This window comes from Streptomyces sp. NPDC031554 (assembly GCF_055580685.1).
The window spans coordinates 208,283-225,949 of record NZ_JBVIKX010000012.1 but is presented as its reverse complement, the minus strand read 5'-3'; the positions used below and the strand labels follow the sequence as shown (position 1 = coordinate 225,949).

Annotated in this window: 4 protein-coding genes; all 4 read right to left on the bottom strand. The window is 75.7% G+C overall.

The window, feature by feature from the left end; genetic code table 11:
- Positions 1-35 precede the first annotated feature (35 nt).
- The 4 genes from ACZ5FU_RS28175 to ACZ5FU_RS28160 are packed head-to-tail and all read right to left on the bottom strand — an operon-like array spanning position 36 to position 17,501.
- Positions 36-3,398: an amino acid adenylation domain-containing protein gene (locus tag ACZ5FU_RS28175; RefSeq protein ID WP_469047297.1), complete on the bottom strand. Its 3,363-nt coding sequence runs from the start codon at positions 3,396-3,398 to the stop codon at positions 36-38.
- Positions 3,395-6,739 (bottom strand): type I polyketide synthase, encoded by a 3,345-nt coding sequence (locus ACZ5FU_RS28170; RefSeq protein ID WP_469047295.1) that lies wholly within the window; start codon positions 6,737-6,739, stop codon positions 3,395-3,397. Before ACZ5FU_RS28170 ends, ACZ5FU_RS28175 begins: the two co-directional genes overlap by 4 nt.
- Entirely contained in the window at positions 6,736-11,130 is a 4,395-nt protein-coding gene (locus ACZ5FU_RS28165) for a beta-ketoacyl synthase N-terminal-like domain-containing protein (RefSeq protein ID WP_469047294.1), read from the bottom strand. The genes ACZ5FU_RS28170 and ACZ5FU_RS28165 overlap by 4 nt, the downstream gene beginning before the upstream one ends.
- On the bottom strand, positions 11,127-17,501 hold the full coding sequence (locus tag ACZ5FU_RS28160) for an SDR family NAD(P)-dependent oxidoreductase (RefSeq protein ID WP_469047292.1): 6,375 nt from the start codon (positions 17,499-17,501) through the stop codon (positions 11,127-11,129). The genes ACZ5FU_RS28165 and ACZ5FU_RS28160 overlap by 4 nt, the downstream gene beginning before the upstream one ends.
- Positions 17,502-17,667 lie beyond the last annotated feature (166 nt).

Below are 17,667 nucleotides of genomic sequence, written 5' to 3'. Positions count from 1 at the left end.
GGAACTTCGGATTCGGGAACTACGGACATATTCCATCACCTGTCGCTGTGGGAACGGGCTCGGCGATCGGCCGACTGCTGTTGGCGGGTACGGGAACGGCGGCGGTTCTCGGCACGCGCGCGTGCCGCGTCCCCGCGGTCGGCACCGGGCGGGCCGTCGGGCCGGACGAGGTGCGCGGCGAGGGAGGCGACCGTCGGGTGCTGGAACAGCTCGACCATCGACACCCGGTGGCCCTGGCCGGCCAGCCGGTCCCGCACCTCGGCCATCAGCAGCGAATGGCCGCCCAGATCGAAGAAGTTGTCGTGCAGGCCCACCTGGTCCACGCCCAGCACCCGCTGCCAGATCCCGGCGACGGCGGCCTCCGCGCCCTCCCCGGGAGCCACGTACCGGGCCGTGACGGCGGGCCGCCCGCCGCTCGGCTCGGGCAGCGCCCCGCGGTCGACCTTGCCGCTGGGGGTGAGCGGGAACGCGTCCAGCACCTCGAAGGCGCCGGGCACCATGTACTCCGGCAGCCGCTGTCGCAGACGGCCGGTCAGTTCGGCGGCGTCGGGCGCGGTGCCGTCGGCCGTCAGGTAGGCGACCAGCCGCGTGTCGCCGCCCTCCCGGGCACGGGCCACCACCACGGCCTCGCGCACCCCGGGGTGCCCGGTCAGCGTGGCCTCGATCTCCCCCAGCTCGATCCGGAAACCGCGCAGCTTCACCTGGTGGTCCAGCCGCCCCAGGAACTCCACGGCACCGTCACCGCGGACCCGGGCCAGGTCACCGGTCCGGTACAGGCGCTCACCGGGCACCAGGGGGGCGAACGGGTTCTCGACGAACCGCTCGGCCGTCAGCTCGGGGCGGCCGAGGTAACCGCGGGCCAGGTTGCGGCCGCCGATGTGCAGTTCACCCGCGACACCGGGCGGCACCGGCTCCCCGAACCGGTCGAGGACCAGGATCTGCGTGTTGGCGATCGGGCGCCCGATCGGCACCGGACCCCGGTCGCCGTCCTCCCGGCAGGGCCAGTGGGTGACGTCGACGGCGGCCTCGGTGGGCCCGTACAGGTTGTGCAGCGCGGCTCCGGACCGCGCCAGGAACCGGTCCTGCAGGTCGCGGGGGAGCGCCTCGCCGCTGCACATCACCCGGCGCAGGGTGACGCACTCCTCCACCGGTTCCGTCAGGAACACCTGCAGCATGGACGGCACGAAGTGCAGCGTGGTGATCCGCTCGCGCTTGACGAGGTCCAGCAGGTGACCGCTGTCCCGGTGGCCCCCGGGCCGGGCGACGACCAGCGTGGCGCCGGTCGTCAGAGGCCAGAAGAACTCCCACACCGAGACGTCGAAGGAGAACGGTGTCTTCTGCAGCACCCGGTCCCCGGCGTCCAGCCCGAAGGCGTCCTGCATCCACAGCAGCCGGTTGCGGATCCCGGCGTGCACGTTCATCACGCCCTTGGGCAGTCCCGTCGAACCGGACGTGTAGATCACGTACGCCAGGTCCTCGCCGTCCACCGGCACACCGGGATCGTGGGCGGGCTCGCCGGCGAGCGGGTCCGCGAGCTCGTCCAGGCAGAGCACCACGGTGTCCGCGGGCGCCGGCAGGACCGGCAGGACCCGGCTCTGCGTCAGCAGCACGGGCACGGCGGAGTCCCGGACCATGTGCTCCAGGCGGGCCGGGGGGTACCCGGGGTCGAGGGGGACGTAGGCACCGCCGGCCTTCAGCACCGCCAGCAGCGCCACCACCAGCTCGGGCGAGCGCTCCATGGCGACGCCGACCAGGACGTCCCGGCCGACGCCCAGCGCGATCAGCCGGTGGGCCAGCCGGTTGGCCCGCCGGTTCAGCTCGCCGTACTCCAGGGACTCGCCCTCGAACCGCAGCGCCACGGCGTCCGGCCGCTCGCGCACCCGTTGCTCGAAGCACTCGTGGATCCAGCCGTCCCGGGCCGGCCACCGCCGGGTCTCGCCGCCCGCGTCCCGCAGGACGCGTTCCCGCTCCGCCGGGTCCAGCAGCTCCAGCCGGCCCACCCGGCACGCCGGATCGGCCACGATCCGTGCGACCAGCCGGCGGAAGTGCCGGGCCAGCCGGCCGACGGTCTCCTCGGTGAACAGGTCGCGGTCGTACTCGAACCAGCCGCCGATCCCGCCGTCGGCGGTGTCGAACGCCTGGAGCTCCAGGTCGAAGCGGGCGCCCCCGCTCTCCACCGGCAGCCGCTCCAGCCGGGCACCGCCCAGCGTGCGGCCGGAGACCGGCTCGCGGCCGTAGGAGAAGCTCACCTGGCACACGGGGGGCCGGCTCAGGTCACGTGCCATGCCCAGCTCGGCCACCACCAGCTCGAACGGGACGTCCTGGTGCCGGTAGGCGTCCAGACAGGTGTCCCGCACCCGTTCCAGCGCGGTGGTGAAGGAGGGGTCGCCGCCCAGAGCGACCCGGATCGGCAGGGTGTTGACCAGGTGCCCGATCAGCGCCTCGGTCTCCGTCCGGTCCCGCGCGGCGGCCGGCACCGCCACCACCACGTCGCTCTGGCCGCTGTAACGGTGCATCAGCACACCGAACGCCGTCAGCAGCGCCATGTACGGTGTCGCGCCGTGCCGCCCGGCCAGGTCACCGAGCGCGCGCACCAGCGGCGCCGGGAGCTCCACGGCCAGCGTCGCGCCGCGGAAGCCCTGCACGGACGGCCGCGGCCCGTCGACGGGCAGCTCCAGGGCGGCCGGCGCTCCGGCCAGCTGCTCCCGCCAGTACCGCAGTGACGGAGCCCATCGCCCGGACGCCCGCTGCTCCTGCTGCCAGACGGCGAAGTCGCCGTACTGGACCGGGAGTTCGGCCAGCGGTGACGGCTCGCCCCGGGTGAAGGCCTCGTACAGGGCGGACAGCTCCGACAGCAGGACCGCCGCGGAGGTGCGGTCGGCGACCAGGTGGTGCAGCGCCATCACCAGGACGCGCTCGTCGTCCTCGATCCGCAGCAGCGACATCCGCAGCAGCGGGCCGTGCTCCAGGTCGAAGGGGGCGGCGAGCGCCTCGGCCGCGATGCGCTCGGTCAGCGCGGCGCCGGTGACGTGCCGTCCGCGCAGGTCGGTCTCGGGCAGATCGAGCGGTGCCCGGTCCGCCACCACCTGTTCCGGCCGGCCGTCGCGGAGCCGGAAGACGGTGCGCAGCGCCTCGTGGCGGCGCACCACCTCGTGCAGCGCCCCGGCCAGCACGGCGGTGTCCAGCGGCCCGCTGATCCGGATCGCGCTCGGCTGCACGTAGGCGGGGTTGCCGGGCCGCACCTGCTCCAGGAACCACATGCCCTGCTGGAACACCGAGAGCGGGAAGACGTCCTCCGTCCCGGACCCGTCCGTTCGGCCGTGCTCCGCCAGCAGGCGCGCCAGCCGGGCGCGCTGCTCGGGAGACAGCGCCCGCAGCCGTTCGTCCGCACTTGTCACGACCGCTCCTCCTGCTCCCGCTCCAGCCGGTCCAGCAACTGCTCCAGCACGTCCTCGGGGACGTCGCCGGGGACCTCGCCGGCCCGGGTCACGCGGTGGATCGCCGTGCCGTCGGTGTCCTCGGCGGCCCCGGTGCCGGAGGGTGACAGGCGTTCCAGGACCAGTTCCGTCAGGTCCAGCACACTGGCGCCCGCGAGGAAGTCCGCCACCGTGACCGAGACCCCCAGCCGGGCCTGTATCTCGTTGCGCAGCTCCACCGCCATCAGGGAGTCGAGCCCGAGCTGCGGCAGCGGCCGCCGCGCGTCCAGGGAGGCCGAGGACCGGGAGCCGAGCACGGCCCGTACGGTCTCCAGCAGCCGGGTCCGCAGCGTCTCGGCACGCTCGACCCCGGGCAGGCCCAGCAACTCCTCCGCGGACGGCAGCCGGCTGCCCGGACGCGCGCGCCCGGCCGCGGGCCCCCCGTCCCCCGTCCGGCCGCCGGCCGCCGTACGCCCGTCCTCGTGGGGCGCGCCCATCGGGCGGGCGGCGGGCGGGGTACGGGGGCCGGCGGCGGGCGGGAGGGCCGGTCCGGCGGGTTCGAGCCAGCAGCGGACCCCGTCGAACGGGTAGCTCGGCAGCTCCACCCGGGGGAAGGACCGGTCCCGGTCGAAGGCCGCCCAGTCGACGGTCCCGCCACGCACGTGGAGGCGGCCCACGCTGTCCAGCAGGACGTCCCAGTCGCCACCGGCGGCCCGCAGGCTGGGCAGGGTCAGCACGGACTCGTCCTCGCGCGGCACGATCTCCCGGACCAGGCCCAGCAGCACCGGGGCGGGACCGACCTCCAGGAAGGTGCGGTGACCCATCTCGTACAGGGTCCGCACGCTCCGCTCGAACAGCACCGGCTGCCGGGTGTGCCGCAGCCAGTGCTCGGTGTCCGGCGCCGCGTCCCACGGCAGCGGCCGGCCCGTCGTACTGGTCACCAGCGAGACCCGCGGCGGACCGAAGTCGACCTTCTCCAGCAGCCGGCGCAGCGGCTCCAGGACCGGCTCCACCAGGGGCGAGTGCGAGGAGGCGGAGATGCGCAGCCGCTCGGCGAAGACCCGGCGGTCCTGGAACGCCGCGCAGGCGGCGGCGACCGCGTCCGCCTCTCCCGAGACGGTGACGTTCGAGGGCCCGTTGACGGACGCGATCGCGATGCGGGAGGGCCCGAAGCCGGCCAGCACCTCGGCGACCACGGCCTCGGGGGCGAACACCGCGGCCATCGCGCCGTCGCCGGACGACCGCTTCAGCAGCCGTGCCCGCTCGGCGGTCAGCCACAGCCCCTCCTCCAGGGACATCACGCCCGCGAACGTGGCGGCCGCGTACTCGCCGAGACTGTGGCCCGCCACGGCCGCCGGTTCCACCCCCCAGGACCGCCACAGCACCGCCAGGGAGTACTCGACGGCGAACAGCGCCGGCTGGGCGTACTCGATGTCGTCCAGCAGCCCGGCCGCCGGGTCGTCCGGCCCCCGCGGGAAGAGGATCCGCGGCAGCGGGGTGTCCAGGACGTTCTCGAGGATCTCGGCGCAGCGGTCCAGCGTCCGGCGGAACGCGGGATGGGTCCGGTACAGCTCGTGGGCCATCCCGGCCCGCTGGGAGCCCTGTCCGGTGAACAGGAACACCACGTCGCCCGGCCCGCCCGGCCCGGCGGTGCCGCAGAGCAGGCCGTCCGCGGTGTCGCCGCGCACGTGGTCGGCGAGCAGGGCGGCCAGCTCGTCGCCGTCGGAGCCCACGGCGGTCAGCCGGTACGGCAGCTGCGAGCGGCCGGTGTTGGCGCCGTGGCAGACGGCACCGGCCTCCTCGGGCCCGGCGCCGGCGAGCCGGTCCTGGTAGCGGCGCGCGAGTTTCAGCAGCGCCGTCCCGCTCCGCGCCGACAGGGCCAGCACGGACCGGGGACGGGCGGAGTCGCCCCGCTCCTCCCGCGAGGCGGCCGGCCGCTCCGGGGCCTGCTCCACGATCACGTGGGCGTTGGTCCCGCTGAACCCGAAGCTGCTCACCCCCGCCGTACGGAGCCCCTCCTGCTCGGGCCACGGTGTCGGGGAGGTCGGCACCGCGAGCCGGGTGCCGTCCAGGTCGATGTGCGGATTCAGCCGCGTGAAGTGGAGGTTGGGCGGGATCACACCCCGGTCCACGCAGAGCGCCGCCTTGATCAGCCCGGCCACCCCGGACGCCGCCTCCAGGTGACCGAGGTTGGTCTTCGCCGCGCCGAGGTACACCGTCGGGCCCTCCGCCCGGCCGTACACCTCGGCCAGTGCCTCCGCCTCGACCGGGTCGCCGAGCCTGGTCCCGGTGCCGTGCGTCTCGACGTACGCGACCCGGCCCGCCTCGATCCCGGCGGACCGCAGCGCCTGCCCCAGCACCGCCCGCTGCGCGTCCCCGTTGGGCGCGGTCAGGCCGGAACTGCGCCCGTCCTGGTTGACGGCGGAGCCGCGGATCACGGCGAGGACCCGGTCGCCGTCGCGCACCGCGTCCGAGTGCCGCTTGAGGACGACGACACCGCAGCCCTCGCTGCGCACGAACCCGTTGGCGCCGGCGTCGAACGCCTTGCACCTGCCGTCCACCGAGAGCATGCCGGGCAACTGGGAGAAGGCGATGTGCACCTGGGGGGACAGCAGGGCGTTGACCCCGCCGGCGAGCGCCAGGTCGCATTCGCCGAGCCGCAGGCTCTGGCACGCCTGGTGCACCGCCACCAGGGAGGACGAACAGGCCGTGTCCAGTGCGACACTGGGCCCCCGCAGGTCCAGCAGGTACGACAGCCGGCCGCCGGCCACGGAGTGCGCGGTGCCGGTGCCGGCGTGCAGGTCGACCGTCTCGGCGTCCGCGAAGACCCGGTCGCCGTAGTCGTTGGACGACAGGCCGACGAAGACACCGGTCGCGCTGCCGGCCAGCGAGTCGGGCACCACCTGGGCGTGTTCCAGGGCCTCCCACGCGACTTCGAGCAGCAGGCGGTGCTGGGGGTCCATGCGGACGGCCTCCCGGTGGGAGATGCCGAAGAACTCGTGGTCGAACCTGTCGATCTCCCGCAGGAACCCGCCCGAGCGGGTGCTGATGCGGCCCGGCCGGCCCGGCTCCTCGCTGTAGAGCCGCTCCATGTCCCAGCGGTCGGCGGGGATGTCGCCGACCGCGTCGGTGCCGGAACGGAGCAGTTCCCAGTACTCCTCGACCCCGTCGGCCCCGCCGGGGAACCGGCAGCCGGCCCCGACGATCGCGATGGGCTCGGACCGGGCGCGCTCGTAGGCGTCCAGCCGGCGCTGCATCTGCTCCATCGCCAGATAGGCGCGCTTCATCGCCGTCGTGGACGACGAAGCCTTGCTGTCCGTCATGTCCGGTGCCCTTCGTCGAACTGCTCTGTCTTGGCCAGCAGAAGCGCCTCGATCTCGCTGTCGGACAGTTCGTCCAGATCCGTTCCGGGCGCCGGGGCGGCCGGGGCCGCCGGGGCCGCCGGGGCCGCCGGGGCCTCCAGCGGGACGGCCATCCGCTCGGCGAGGAACGGCACCAGGGCGTCGACCGTCGGGTACCGGTAGCCGATCGTCGCCGGGAGCGTGATGCCCAGGGACGACTCGAGCCGCGCCCGCAGCTCCAGGACGTGCATCGACCGGAAGCCCAGCTCGGCCAGCGGTGCGGCCGGGTCCACCGGGGTGCCCGCGGGCGAGCCCAGGACCTCGGCGGCCGTGTCGCCGACGTGCCGCACCAGCACCGCCCGGCGCCGGCGGCCGGGTTCGGCCGCCAGGAGCCGGCGGCGGATCTCCGCGGCGCCGTCCGCCCCGGTGTCCGGCCGTACGGCGGCGGGGGAGCCCGCGACGAGGAGGTCCAGCCCGTGCTCCGCGGCGAGGCGCCACAGCCGCCGCGACTCCTCGTCGGCCGGCCCGGCGACGACGTGCACCAGGACCGTCGGGCGGGACGCGGACGCCCCGCCGGCGCGCAGGACGGCGCGGACCGTGTCGTACGGCGGGCCGGCCGCGTCCCCGGACACGTCGACGACCGTCCCCCGGGCGCGCAGCGGGTCCAGGACGTCCGGGCCGGGGGCGTCGCCCAGCAGGGTCAGCCGGCGGGCGCCCAGGTCGGTCAGCAGACGGACCGTCTCCGCGACCGGGGCGTCCGCGGCGCCGACCACCAGGTGGGTGGCGCCGGGATCGGCCGGCCGGCCCCCGGGCGGGTCCGTCACCTCCGGGTCCGGGTCGGGGGTGAGCACCAGCTTCCCCGTGTGCCGGGCCTGCGCCATGCGCGCGAAGACCTCCTGGGCCCGCCCCCACGGCGCGGTGGTGACCGGCAGGGCCTCGAAGTCCCCGGCGGCGTGCCCCCGCAGGATCCGGTCGAACAGCTCGGTGACGATCGAGGGCCGGTGCCACAGGGCCTGTTCCAGGTCCACGGCGAACAGCGCGCGGTTGTGCTTGAGCGCGCCCAGGCCGAGGGAGTCGTCGTCGTAGACGCTCCGCTTACCGATCTCGACGAACCGGCCGCCCGGCGCGAGCAGTCCGAGACCGCGCGACTGCGCCTCGCCGGTCAGGGAGTTGAGGACCACGTCGACACCGCGACCCCCCGTCATGCGGTGGATCTCGTCCGCGAAGGCGGTCGTGCGGGAGTCCATGACGTGATCGGCGGCGATGCCCCGCTCGCACAGCAGCCGCCGTTTCTCCGGGGTGCCCGCGGTGGCGAAGACCTCCGCGCCCAGCTGCCCGGCGAGCATCAGCGCGGCCAGGCCCACCCCGCCGGTGGCGGAGTGGATCAGCACGCTCTCGTCGTGCCGCAGCCGGGCCAGGTGGTCGAGGCCGTACAGGGCCGTCAGGAAGGCGATCGGTACGGCGGCCGCCTGTTCGTCGGTCAGCCCCGCCGGCCGGGGCGCCACCAGATGGGCCTCGGTGGTGGCGTACGCCGCCAGCCCCGAGGTCACCACCGCCATGACGGGCTCGCCGACGGACAGCCCGGTGACGCCCTCGCCCAGCGCGGTGACCCGTCCGGCGCACTCCACCCCGAGCGGGGTGGTGGGGGTGGCGCCCGGGTAGGTCCCCATCGCCTTGAGGACGTCGCTGAAGTTCAGCCCGGTCGCGGTGACCTCGATCTCGACCTGGCCCGGTGCCGGCGCGACACGCCGCCAGACGGTCGGCCGCAGACCGGCCAGCACGCCGGGACGGGTGGCCAGGAGGCGGTGGTTGGTGTGCGGGCCGGGCACCACGCGGCGCGGACGCCCGTCGCCGTCGGGCTCCAGCGCCAGGACGTACCGGTGCGGTCCGCGCAGCGCGACCGGGGGGTCGCCGTCCCGCAGCCGGAGCACCTCGTCGGCGAGCCGCGCGGTCTCACCGTCCGGACGGGCGGGATCCAGGTCGACGAGGAGCGGACCCGGCCCGTCCGCCGCTCCCGCCACGGGGTCGCCGGCGGCCCGCCCGTCCTCCTCGGTCACCCGCCGGACGCCGCGGGTCACGACCACCGTCCGGGCGCTCCCCCCGGCGGCCGACCGCGCCGCATCGAGGACCACGGGGGCCGGCACGCCGTCCGGCCGCCCGGTACCCACCGCGTGCACGACACCGGCACAGGGGCCCTGCGGCCGCCCGCCCGCCCGGGCGGCGAGGAGCCCGGCCGGGTCCCCGCCGCCCGGCTCCACCTCCGTCTCCCGTACGGTGACGCACTCCCGTCCCCGTGCGGCCAGCTCCGCGGCCAGCGCGTCCCCGGTCCCGTCGTCACCGGTCACGACCAGCCACCACCCGCCGGCCACCGCCTCCTCGTCCGCGGGCCGCTCCGCCTGCCGCCAGCCCGGCCGGTACAGCACCACGCCGACACCACGTCCGTCCTCGGCGGCGGCGGACGCCGGGGCGCCGGCGGACACCGCGGAACCGGTGGGCGGCGCCGCACCGGCGTCCGCCGCCGGGCCGCTCCCGTCGCCGTCGACCCCCCCGCCGGTCCCGGGACGGTCCGCGGGCGCCGGGAGGTGACCGGGGGCCGGCGGGGCGGTGGGGCCGGCGAAGTGCCGCCGGCGCTGCCACGGGTAGGGCGGCAGATCGACGACCGCGCGGGGCGGACCGCCGCCCGGGCCGTCGGCCGCGTCCCGTGCCTCTTCCGCGCCGGGCCGCTCGCACAGCCCCACAGCCCCGTCCGCCCCGTCGGCCAGCGCCTTGAGCGCGGTGAGCGCGGCGGACCGGTCGGGGGCGGCCGGCTCCGCCTGCCACCGGTGCCGCGCCCGTCCCCGGGAGACGGTGTACGCGAACGCCGGGTAGTCGGCGTCGGACAGCCCGGCGAGCCGGTCGTGGAACCGGGCCGCCAGGGCGCGCACCGCCCCGGGCGTACGGGCGGACAGCACGAAGCCGTCGACCCGCGCCCCCGGACCCGCCGCGCGGTCCGCGCCCCGTTCCTCCGCCGGACCGACGATCACCTGGGCGTTGGTGCCGCCCATGCTCAGCGCGGTGACCGCGACGTGCCGGCCCGCGGGACCCGCCGGCCAGGGGGTCAGCTCGGTGGGCAGGGTGATGCCGGTGCCGTCGAGGTCGATCAGCGGGTTGAGGGAGGCGAAGTGCAGCAGCGGCGGCACCGCCCGGTGACGCACACAGGCGAGTGCCTTGAGCAGGGCGGCGATCCCCGCCGCGGACTCCAGGTGCCCCATGTTGGCCTTCACCGTGCCGACCGGCAGCGGCCTCGCGCCGTCCCGCCGGGCCAGCGCGGCGGCCACGGCCTCCAGCTCGATGGCGTCGCCCAGCGGGGTGGCCGTGCCGTGCGCCTCCACCAGGCCGATGTCGGCGGACGTCAGCCCGGCGTCGTCGAGCGCGGCCTCGAACAGAGCGGTCAGGGAGAGCACGTTGGGCGCGGCGAAGCCGGTGGAGCGGCCGTACTGGTTCACGGCCGACCCGTCGAGCACCCCCAGGACCCGGTCGCCGTCGCGTTCGGCGTCGGCGAGCCGCTTGAGCACGACCACGCCGCAGCCCTCGCCGCGCGGGAATCCCGCGGCCAGCGCGTCGAACGCCCGGCACCGGCCGTCCGGCGAGAGCAGACCGTTCTCGTGGAACCGCCGGGTCGTCCCGGCGGTGAGGACCAGGTTGACACCGCCGGCCAGCGCCACGTCGCACTCACCGCGCAGCAACGACTGCCGTGCCAGGTGGACGGTGACCAGGGAGGAGGAGCAGGCGGTGTCCAGGGCGAGCGCGGGACCGCTCAGCCCGAGGTGGTAGGCGAGCCGGGACGCGGCGAAGTAGTTGCGGTTGCCGGTGTCCCAGTTCCAGTCCGGCGCGCCCTGCCGCAGCTGGTCGTAGTCGTTGTGGCTGATGCCGACGAACACACCGGCACGGTCGGCGGCGAAGGTGCCGGGCGGCAGCGCGGCGTTCTCCAGGGCCTCCCAGGCGCACTCCAGCAGCAGCCGGTGCTGGGGGTCGAGGGCCTCGGCCTCGTCCGCGGCGATGCCGAAGAACTCGGCGTCGAAATCCGTGACCTGGGCTTCGTCCAGCCATCCGGCGCGGAGCGGCAGCCGTTGCCACTGCGCGGCGAAGGGCCCCTGCCGGGAGTCCGGCAGCACGCTGGTCAGGTCACGGCCCTCGGCCAGCGCGGCCCAGTACCCGTCGAGGTCCTCGATGCCGCCCGGCAGCCGCAGCCCGGCGCCGACGACCGCGATCGGACCGGTGCCGCCGGCCTCGTCCAGCCTGGCCCGCAGGTCCCTGATCGTCGCCAGCGCCCGGGTCAGCGGTGTGGGCGCGGCGGACGACGACGGGGCGCCGCCCGTCCGTTCCCCCGTCACCGCCGCTCCTCGGTGTCCGTGGAGCCGTCGGCGGCCAGCTGCTCCGCCAGGGCGCCGGACAGGGCGCGGACGTTGCCGTAGGTCCACAGCAGGGTCGGCGAGGCCTTCAGGCCGAGGGTGGCCTCGAGGCGGTTGCGCAGCTCCAGGCTCATCAGGGAGTCCAGTCCGAGCGCCTTGAACGGCGTGTCGTCGTCGATCGTCGCCGTCTCCAGGCGCAGCACGCGGCCGACCAGTTCCCGCACCTTCCCGGCCAGCAGCCCGGCCCGCCGGTCCCCGTCGGCCGCCGCCAGTTCGGCCCGGAAGGCGGTGCCCGCCGGGACGGCGTCCCGGCCGCCCCGGGCCGCCTCGCGCAGGTCGCTCCAGCAGGCCAGCGCGGCGGTGTCGGGATTGGCCTCGAACCACGTGCCCAGGTCGACCGGTGTGTAGCCGACGACCTGCGGGTCACCGTCGAGGAGGCGCTCCAGCGCCGGCCACGCCTCGCCGGTGGTGAAGCCGCCCATGCCGCGTTCCTCCAGCCGGGCCCCGCGGTTGTCGTCCAGGGTGGCCAGGCCCACGTCGGTGAACGCCCCCCACTGCACGCTCAGGGCGGGCAGACCGCGCTGCCGCCGGGACCGGGCCAGGGCGTCCAGGTAGCAGTTGGCGGCCGAGTAGGCGGCCTGGCCCGGGTTGCCGAACAGCCCGGCCGCGGACGAGAACAGGACGAACAGGTCCAGGCGGTCGTCCGCGGTGGCCGCGTCCAGGTGGCGGGCGCCGTCGACCTTGGGGGCGAGCACCCGCCGCACCTGGTCCGGCCGTACGGTGGCGACGGTGGCGTCGTCCAGCAGACCGGCCGCGTGGACCACGCCGCGCAGCGGAGGCAGTGCGGACCGCACCCGCCGGAGCAGTTCCGTGACGGCGCCCTCGTCGGCGACGTCGGCCCGGAAGGCCCGTACGTCCACCCCGCGGGCGCGCAGGGCGTCGATCCGCCGGGCGGCCCGGTCGGTCGGGGCGGACCGGCCGACCAGGGCCAGCGCGCCCGCCCCGCGGTCGGCCATGAACTCGGCCAGCGACAGGCCGAGCGCGCCCAGGCCACCGCTGATCAGGTAGGCGGCGTCGGCGCGGAAACGGCCGTCCGGCATCGGCTCGGGCACCACCGAGCGGACCGAACCGGGATCGTCGAGGACGAACTTGCCGATGTGCTCGCCGCGCGACATCTCCCGCAGCGCCTCCGCCGCGTCGGCGAAGGGACGCACGCCGACCGGCAGGGGGGTCAGCTCCTTCGACTCGACGCGCCGCCACACGTCGGCCAGCAGCCGGCCGAACCGCTCGGGGCGACGCAGCATCAGGCCGCCGAGGTCCACCGAGAAGAAGGCGACGCGCTTGCGGAACGCCTCCAGGCTCACCGCCCGGCCGCCGTGGATGTCCTTCTTGCCGACCTCGACGAACCGGCCGTCCTCGGCCAGCACCTCCAGCCCGCGTTCGATGGCCGAGCCGGTCAGGGAGTTGAGGACGACGTCGACACCGCGTCCGCCGGTCGCCTCCCGCACCGACTCGGCCCAGGACAGGTCGCGGGAGTCGAAGACGTGCCGGACACCCAGCCCGGCGAGGTACGCGCGCTTCTCCTCGCTGCCGGCCGTCGCGACGACGGTCGCGCCGAGCAGCCGGGCCACCTGGAGGGCCGCCAGGCCGAGCCCGCCGGCCGCCGAGTGGATCAGCACGGTCTCGCCCGCACCGAGGCGGGCCAGGTCGTGCAGCCCGTACCAGGCGGTCATCAGCACCGACGGCAGTGCGGCGGCGTCGGTGTCGCCCGGCGCGGCGGAGCCCAGGCGGCGGGCGTGATCGGCGCGCAGGGTGTGGTGGGAGGCGAGGACCCCGAGCGAGCTGACGACGACCCGGTCGCCCTGCGCCAGGCCGTCCACCCCGGAGCCGACCCGGGTGACCACACCCGTGGCGTCCAGGCCGAGCAGCCCGGCGCCCGCCGGGTCCGGGTAGGTCCCCATGGCCTTCATGACGTCGATGAAGTTCAGGCCCGCCGCGGACGTCTCGATCTCGATCTCGCCGGGACCGGGCGCCCGCCGGACGCACGGCCGGAAGGCCAGGCCCGAGAAGGAGCCGGGCCGGTCGGGGCTGAGCCGGAACGGCTGCGCCGGGGTCCGCCACGGGGCGCCGGCGCCGTCCGGCTCCCGGTCGACGGCGCCGCGCCGCAGACGGGCGGCCCAGCGCCGGTCGTCACGCAGGACCACCTGGTCGTCGCTCTCGGCGGCGGTCAGCTCGGCGGCGCAGACGCCGGACCACCCCTCGTCGCCGGTGCGCACGTCGAGGAGCAGCAGGCGCAGCTCCGGGTGTTCACGGCGCAGCACCCGGCCGAACCCCCAGTACAGCGCGCTCCCCGGGTCGGTGCGGTCGTCCGGGGCGACGGCCTGCGCCTCGGAGGTGACCACCACCAGCCGGGGCGGCGCGGGCAGGGCCAGGCAGGCGCGGGTCAGGCCGGTCAGGGCGAGGAGACCGTCCTGCTGGGCGGCGATCCCGGCGTCGCGGTCCGGGGCGAGGAAGGCGACCAGGGACGGTTCGCCCGCCGCTCGCAGGCGCCGCGTCCAGGCGGCCTCGTCGGTGGGGTCGTCGGGGAACGCCACGGTGTCCGAGGGCGCGCCGGCGTCGGCGAGCGCCCCGGTGAGGGCGGCGGCCGGGCCGTCCCCGTCCCGCCCGGCGCACACCGTGCGGGAACCGGCACCGGGCCCGGCGGCCTCGCCGTCCGGAGTGCGGGGCCGCGGCACGAAGACCGTGCGGTGCAGGCGTTCCGCCCCGTCGTCCCGCTCCGTGGCGGTGGGCAGCGGGGTGAGGCCCAGCCCCTCCATCGTCATCAGGAGGTCGCGGTCGTCGTCGTAGAGGCGGAGGTCGAACAGCAGCGGCCCGCGGCGCACCGCGTGCGACCACACCGAGGTGACGGGCTCGGACGGATCCCGCACCAGCCGGATCCGGCGCACCGAGCTGGGTACCGCGGTGCCGTCCTGCTCCACGAGCGGCAGGCAGGCCTGCAGCGCCCCGTCCCACAACGCGGGGTGCAGGTCGTGGGCGCGGGCTCCGGCCAGGCAGACGTCGGGCAGACGGACCTCGGCGAGAGCGTCGTCGCCGTTCCGGTACAGGGCGCGCACACCGCGGAAGGCGGGCCCGTAGCGCAGGCCGCGGGCGGCGTGGGCGGCGTAGAACTCGTCCGGGCCGGTCGGCTCGGCGCCCAGCAGGGCGTCGGGGAAGCCGGCGCCGTCCGTTTCCGCGGGGGCCGAGGCCAGCACCCGGGCGGTGGCGTTCTCGGTCCAGACGTCCGCGCCGGGCGACAGGGAGGAGAGGGAGAAGAGGCCGGTGCCCGCCGTGTCGTCGCGCCACCGGACGGCCACCCGGGCGGTCCCCTCGGGGCCGAAGGACAGGTCGCTGCGGAAGGCGACCGAGGCCAGCGCGGCGGGCACCGCGCCGGTCCGCGCCCGTGCGGTGCGCACGGCCAGGGCCAGCATCGCGGTACCGGGCAGGACGACGGCGTCGTGCACCGCGTGGTCCCGCAGCCAGGGCAGTTCCTCCAGGGAGGGTTCGAGCAGCGCGGACCAGCCGTCCGCCTCGCCCACCGCCGGCATCAGCTCGACGTCCAGCCCGTCGCGCAGCCCGCTGCGCGGCCGCCCGGCCGGCACCCAGTGACTGCCGCGCTGCCAGGGGTACGGCGGCACCGGTGCCCAGGTGCGGCGGGGCAGCCGGCCCAGCGGGGCCAGTCCGGCGGTCCACGCCCGGGCGAACGCGTCGGTCAGGTCCCGCGGGGAGCCCTGGTCGCGGCGCAGGGTGGTCACGACCCGGGGCGGGACGTCCCGCCGGGCGGCGGCCTGTTCGATCGCGGGGGCCAGCACCGGGTGCGGGCTGATCTCCACCACGTGGGTGACGCCGCTGTCGAAGGCCAGTTCCAGGGCGTCGGCGAACATCACCGGGCGGCGGAGGTTCTCCACCCAGTAGGCCGCGTCCATCTCCGGGCCGCGCAGCGGGGCCAGTCGCACCGTCGACAGCAGTTCGGTGCCGCCCTCCCGGGGCCGGGCGGGGGCGAGGGCGGCCAGCAGGTCGTCCTCCAGCGGGTCCATCTGCGGGCTGTGCGAGGCGTAGTCCACGTTGACCAGCCGGCAGTACGTGCCCCCGGCCTCCAGCACCTCCTTGAGCACTTCGACCATCTCGCCGGTGCCGGACAGCACACAGCTCGTCGGGCCGTTGTTGACGGCGAGCGCCACGTCCGTCTCGAAGCCGCGCAACGCTTCGCGGGCCTCCTCGACGCTCAGGTCCACGGCGAGCATCAGTCCCTTGCCGGAGGTGCGGCGGGCTATGGAGCTGCGGCGGGCGACCACCAGCGCGGCGTCCTCGTGGGAGAGGATGCCCGCCACCGTGGCGGCGGTGATCTCGCCCTGGCTGTGGCCGATGACCACGTCGGGCTCCACCCCGGCGTGCCGCCAGACCTCGGCGAGCGAGACCGACACCGCCCACAGCACGGGCTGGAGCATGTCGATGCGGGACAGCCACTCCTCGCCCGCCGTGCCGGAGACGACCTCGGCGAGGTCCCAGTCGACGTGCGGGCGCAGCGCCTTCGCGCAGCGGTGCAGGGCCGCGGCGAACACGGGGTCGTGGGCGAGCAGTTCCCGCCCCATGTGCGCCCACTGCGAGCCCTGGCCGGGGAAGACGAACGCGGTACGGCCCGTCTCCGCGGCCCGGCCGGCGACCACTCCGGGGATCTCCTCGCCGGAGGTCTCGCCGGAGCCGGCGAAGCGGTCGAGCAGTTCCCGGGCGTGGTCCGGGCCGTCGGCCGTCAGCGCCGCGCGCACCGGGAAGTGGTCGCGCTGCCAGGCGAGGGTGCCCGCGAGGCCGGCCGGCTCCACCCCGCCGCCGGCGAGCACCTCGCCCAGGTCCCGGGCCCGTTGCCGCAGTGCCTGCGGGGAGTGCGCGGACAGCGGCAGCAGGACGGGCGCGGCTTCGGGGGCGTTGCCGGAGAGGACGGTGCCGGAGAGGAAGGTGCTGGAGAGGACGGTGCCGGAGGGGGAGGCGCCGGAGGGGGAGGCGTCCGCCGCCGCTGCCGGCTCCGGCGGGGTCGCGAGCACCACATGGGCGTTGGTGCCGCCCCAGCCGAAGCTGTTGACGCCCACCATCACCCGGCCGGTGGCGGGCAGGTCCACGGGGTCCCGCGTGACCCGCAGGTTCAGTTCCTCGAAGGGGATCTCCGGGTTGAGTTCCTCGGCGTGCAGGCTCGCCGGAATCCTGCGGTGCTTGAGGATCAGCAGCGACTTGAGGAAGCCGGCCATCCCCGAAGCGGCCTCCAGGTGACCGATGTTGGTCTTCACCGATCCGGTCATCATCGGCCCGCGGGAGGGGGCGCGCCGCTGTCCGAGCACCCGGCCGAGCACCCCGGCCTCGATCGGGTCGCCGCGCCGCGTTCCGGTGCCGTGCGCCTCCACGTACACCACGTCGTCGACCGGGAACCCCGGGGCGTCGTAGATCCCGCGCAGCAGGTCCTCCTGGCCGGCCGGGTTCGGCGTCACCAGGCTCTCGCCGCCGCCGTCGTTGTTCACCCGCGTGTCGGCTATGACCGCGTGGACGCGGTCCCCGTCCTCCAGTGCGCGGGCCAGGGTCTTCAGGTACACCGCCGCACAGCCCTCACCGCGTACGAAGCCGTCGGCCGAGGCGGAGAAGGTCCTGCACCGGCCCGTGGGGGACAGGCCGCCGAAGTGGGTCAGACCGACCGAGCCGTCGGGGGTGACGATCAGGTTGACGCCGCCCGCCAGCACGCCGTCGATCTCGCCCGCCCGCAGGGCCTGCGCCGCGAGGTGCAGTGCCACCAGCGAGGACGAGCATCCGGTCTCGACGGTGAGGCTCGGTCCGGTCAGCCCCAGGAAGTAGGAGACGCGGGAGGCGATGATGTCCAGGGCGCCGCCGACGGCGCTGTGCTGGGTGTGGCGGGCGCCGCGGTCCCTGCGGAGGAACTCGTAGTCGTGCCACGAGGCGCCGAAGTAGGAGCCGGTCCGCGATCCGGCCAGCGAGCCGGCGGGCACACCCGCGTCCTCCAGCGCCAGCCAGCACGTCTCCAGCATCAGCCGCTGCTGCGGGTCCATGACCTCGGCCTCACGGGGCGAGATGCCGAAGAAGGTGGCGTCGAACCGGTCGATGCCCTCCAGGAAGCCGCCCACCGTCTGGATCCGCAGCTCCGGGTCGAACTGCGCGGTCGCGTCCCAGCGGTCGGAGGGGATGCCGGCGATCGCGTCACGTCGCTCGTCCAGCAGTCTCCACAGACCCGGGACGTCGGGAGCCTGCGGGAACCGCCCCGCCATGCCGACGACGGCGAGGGTCCGGGCCGGGTCCCGGAGTGCCTGCTCAGCATCCATTTCGTCTTCCTCGTCTTCCGGACGTGGCCAATGCATCGAGACGCCTCCCGCACGCCCGAATAACGTCCGCATTCTTTCCGGAAAGGGAATTCGGGAGGTAAGGGGTGGGGGGTGGGCGGGAGGCGGTCAGTATTGCGCCCTGAACTCGCGCTTTCCAAGCGCGGAT